3 protein-coding genes are annotated in these 4115 nt (G+C 23.9%); all 3 read right to left on the bottom strand.

All coding sequences use genetic code 11. The features are described from left to right. Positions 1–134: 134 nt before the first annotated feature. Entirely contained in the window at positions 135–1055 is a 921-nt protein-coding gene (locus G3997_RS04235) for a SpoIVB peptidase S55 domain-containing protein (protein WP_296648607.1), read from the bottom strand. 329 nt (positions 1056–1384) lie between these two features. After that, positions 1385–2644, bottom strand: a complete 1260-nt coding sequence (locus G3997_RS04230; protein WP_296648604.1) for an MFS transporter — start codon at positions 2642–2644, stop codon at positions 1385–1387. Between the two features lie 470 nt (positions 2645–3114). Next, entirely contained in the window at positions 3115–3858 is a 744-nt protein-coding gene (locus G3997_RS04225; protein WP_296648602.1) for a hypothetical protein, read from the bottom strand. Positions 3859–4115 lie beyond the last annotated feature (257 nt).

Genomic DNA, 4115 nt, shown 5'->3' with positions numbered 1-4115 from the left:
ATCTTTATTTATAGATATAAAACCATAAATACCTAATAAAACTAATACTAAAATTACTATTACTATACTTATTTTTTTAAAATTCATAACCTATCTCCACTATTTAATTTTATAGTTATAATTTATAACTTTATTTAATTATCATACAACATGCTGTGTATATTAGCAATATAACCCTTTGTTGGATTTTTTATCACTATACTTCTAAGTCCACCTACTATCTTATTATCTTGTATTATAGGTGATCCACTCATACCCACAACTGCACCACCTCTATATCTTATTAAATCTTCATCAATTATCTTTATTTCAGATGATTTTTTACCAACCTTTGTTATTTCTATTTCATGTAATTTTAATTTATTTGTTACAGGAGTTTTACAATATATATATGCTTTTCCCTTTTTAGGAGTTGATATTTCTAAAGCTTTTTTCTTAGAATATTTAAAATCATCATATTTTCCTTTAACACCGTATTCTCCCATTGAATAAACTGTACCTATTTTTTTATCAGTTATATTAGCTATTAAACTACCTACCCTATCTTTATATGATTTTATCTCTTGAACATAAGATGTTTCAAAAACATCACACTTATTAAATTCAATGGGTATACTTGCCATCTTTATACTATGAGATATACCTATAAATTCACCATTTTCATCCGTAGCTGTTATAGTACCTATCCCTGTTGCATCTTGTTTTAATACATACATTCTAAGCTCATCTGTAGTCATTTCTTGTATATAGTTTTTACCTTCTCTAGAGAATTCAACTATTATATCTTGATTTTTTAACTTCATAATTTCATTTATTTTATCTATTGATTTTGCCTTCTTAAGTTTATACTTTACTGATAATATTATATCTCCATATTCTAAGTCTTTTGCCTCCTCTGTTAACCTTTGATATACATATGGATGCTTTAAAGATATGTCTAATCCTACAACTTCTCCACTTGGAACTAATTTAATATTATCTTGGCAAAATATTAATGAGGTAGAAAATGATAGTGTTATAATTAAACTTAAAATCAATTTTTTAAATAATTTCATTATGTCAACTCCTTCAATGTATAGGTTTAAGTTTATGATATGTAATATTTTATATTTTACTTTGTAAAATTTTAGGTTGTATAATTTGAATAATAATAGGTTTTAATTAATATAATTATATTAATTGTTGAGGTGATTTTAATGAATTGTGAAAGCAGTAATTTGTTTATTTCTCCTGAAATATTGTTTTTATCACTTTTACTTTTCTTACTTATAGCTAAGGTTGACTGGGAATCTATACTTTAATTTAACATATTATTAGCTAAAAAATAAAGTGGACAGATTTAATCTGCCCACTTTTATACATTATTATTTATTAATTGGTTTTATTAATTACAATAATTAAGTTCTTCTACTTTATTATTTTTAACGCCTATTTGTGCTGCTATTACTGTTAATATATTCATAGCTATAAATATACTAAACCCTAATCTATATCCTAAAACTACATTAGTAGTGTTTTGTATTATAAATGCTATTAATAAGTTTATAATACCACTTCCTATAAACTCTGATGTATTCACTATACTTGTAGACAATCCAGAATACTTTTCTTCATTTTTATATTTAACATCATTAAAAGCTTGTAAGTGACCCATGTTTATACATCCTATAATAAAAAATGCTACAGGTAGAGTAAGTATTGGAGGTTTTGCCTTACATATTACTATTATATATCCCCATATTAATATATTTATCATTGCTCCTATTTTTAATATGTTAAATTTGCTACTCTTAACTCTATTAAATAAGAAATTCATTATAATAGATCCAGCTACAAATCCATATGTAAAGAATGATATTATAAATGCAGATACACTCTTACTTACATTATATACGTCTATTATATAGCTAACTCCCCATAGACTTGTAAAGGATGTAGATATTCCTACTAATGAAAATAAGATTAGTGAATTATACCAAGTTGATTTATTAGTAAGAACTGATTTTAAACCTTCTTTTAATTTTATCTTTTCAACTTCTTCTATTTTTATATTTACATCAAATCCATGCTCTTTAGGTGTATCTCTAATTACTATATATATACTAAATCCTATTACTACACCTATTATCCCAATTAGTATAAATGAATTTCTCCATCCTATAAAATCATTTAAATATACTAATGGGAATGTTGCAAATACTGTACCTAAATTACCTATAAAAGAAAACTTTGCAGTTACAGATGCGAATTCTTCTTTTTTAAACCAATTTCCTTGTATTTTAAACATAGCAAGTAATATTACAGACGTTCCAACTCCAACCATTATACGAGATAAATATGCTAAGTATATATTATTCATAGTTCCAAATAATATAGAACCTACTCCACCAATAATCATCCCTATACTACTTATCTTTCTAGCACCATATTTATCTATTAATATTCCTGAAGGTATTTGCATAATAGCATAACTATATAGTRCTAATGATGCTATATTTGAAATTTGTAATTGAGTAAAACCTAATTCATTTGATAAATTATCAGTTATAACTGCTGTTGATAATCTAAAAAATAGTACTAATATAAATGAAAATGTAAGTAACCACCATATGCTCCATTTTACAGTTGAATATTTTTTACTCATAAATCCCCCTTATTANATTATNTMTACCTCAACTATCAAATTTCCTTTTTTTATTTATATTTTTTATAAAAATTCATTTTACTTTAACTATATAGTACATAAAATGCCTTATTAATATTTTTTACTCATAAATCCCCCTTATTAATTATATATTTTACTTTGTATTGTAAAAATCTTTATTAGTAAGCTCATATAATACTTCTGCATTTATAAATATATTAGAGGTTTTAGCTCTTTGAATATACCTATTTTTTCTCTTAACATATTTATTATATTCAATGTTAAGCCTTAGTTGGTATAAATTTCTGATATTATATTCTATCTTTTATTTTCTATTATTTTTTAGGAAGTTTCTTTATTCTACTAGGAAATTGTAAAGTACTACTCTTTTCCTTAGCTATTTTTCCATATAAAAATACTATATCAAACTCTACTTCTACATTTTAAGTATTATTTGATATAGCTATCTTCTAACCTAGTTTTCTTTTTATAAAGTCTTTCATATACTCCTTATGCTCTTCAAAGACCTTTACTCTATTTACATTAGCTCCTGATGGATGCGGAAAATTTAATAAAATTTGATTTTCTCCTATAATCTCTTCTTCTTGTAATTTAATTAAGACTTCCTCTACAGCTTTTCCAAGTGGTATTAAAAGTACATTTTCTGGTTCTTCTAGTCTTTTAAATTCATCTATAAAATTATCACATACATACTTCATTAAAAACTTATTCTTAATAAGCTTTGGTGTATGTCCTGAGTAATTTTCTTTTTTGACAAACACAGGATATGGAATAAGAGATACTGTATGTAATAGATAGTCTTTTTCTCCAAATAGCTCACCTACACTATCTATATTCATAATCTCATTTAATTTTAAATCATCTAGCATACTGATTATATTTTTTCTTAGACTACCACTAAATCTTGCTGCAACTTTACATTTATATTGAATATCATCTAAATCTTTATTATGTTCTAGTTCTCTTCTTGCTGTAGCTATAGCTGTACTCATTTGTTGAAATCCAGGAGTTATACCTATTATGAATATTTTAGCCTTTTTATTAAAATACTCATTATGTGGTGCATAGTATATTTCTATATTATTATCTTTATCTATTAGAAAATCTTCTGTTAATAATTCTTCTTTTGTATATTTATCTTTTATAGGTAATTTTTTAATTACTTCTTTATAGTCATTTAATGTCTTTTTCATATTTACCTCTTTATGTTGCTTTTATATATTAGTTTAAATTTTACATTAATTATAATATTAAAAATTAACCTTACAATATTTATGTAAAGAGCTTAATCTATATTTTATTATTTTCATATTATAAATAATATATTACACCATCTATAGATATTTTGCTAATATCTCAGCTAATTATACAATAATCACAAATACTTTAATATATTTACTTTAGAGTCTTTATTTAAGGATTATACATATACATTATAGAAGTARTATAT

Origin of the sequence: Romboutsia sp. 13368, from assembly GCF_018336475.1 — a bacterium.
GTDB lineage: Bacteria > Bacillota > Clostridia > Peptostreptococcales > Peptostreptococcaceae > Romboutsia.
The sequence above is the reverse complement of the archived record's forward strand: the minus strand, read 5'-3'. Positions and strand labels throughout refer to the sequence as shown.